The sequence below is a fragment of the Halarchaeum salinum genome, from assembly GCF_039520965.1.
Lineage (GTDB): Archaea > Halobacteriota > Halobacteria > Halobacteriales > Halobacteriaceae > Halarchaeum > Halarchaeum salinum.
Map to the genome: position 1 here is coordinate 1 of NZ_BAAABL010000108.1, position 680 is coordinate 680.

The 680-nt window shown below is 60.0% G+C and carries 1 protein-coding gene; it reads left to right on the forward strand.

Going from position 1 to position 680, the window contains the following annotated elements; genetic code table 11:
* On the forward strand, positions 1 to 680 hold a 680-nt coding region (locus ABDZ36_RS14840), incomplete at both ends, for an IS4 family transposase (RefSeq protein ID WP_343749386.1).

Below are 680 nucleotides of genomic sequence, written 5' to 3' on the forward strand. Positions count from 1 at the left end.
TCGACCAGAACGGCGGGTGGTTCGTCTCCCGAGTCAAAGATGACGCGAACTTCGAGATTGTCGAGGAACTGCGGACGTGGCGGGGCAACAGTATCCCGCTCGAAGGGGAGTCGCTGCAGGACGTCCTCGACGACCTGCAGCGACGGGAGATAGACGTTCGCATCACCCTCTCGTTCGACCTCAAACGAGGGTCCTGCGGCCGCAGGACCCGGACGTTTCGACTGGTCGGGCTGCGGAACGAGGAGAGCGGCGAGTACCATCTCTATCTGACGAACCTGTCGAGAGATGACTACAGCGCGCCCGATATCGCACAGCTCTATCGGGCGCGCTGGGAGGTGGAGCTGCTGTTCAAGGAACTGAAATCGCGGTTCAGGTTGGACGAGATCAACACGACCGACGCCTACATCATCGAGGCGCTGATCATCATGGCGGCGATTTCGCTGATGATGAGCCGTGTCATCGTGGATGAGTTACGGAGGCTGGAGGCAAGACAGCGTGAGGGCGAAGCCGCCGCAGACGCCGACTCGTCGGCGTCGCGGCTCCCTCGCCGTCGGTGTTCACTCGCCGTTGAACGCCACGCTCATCTGATTCAGTTGTATCTCATGGTCGAGTTAGGCTACGAACTGCCAGATTTGGACGAGTTGTTGCTGTGGGCGTCACGCAATCCAAATCCACACAGA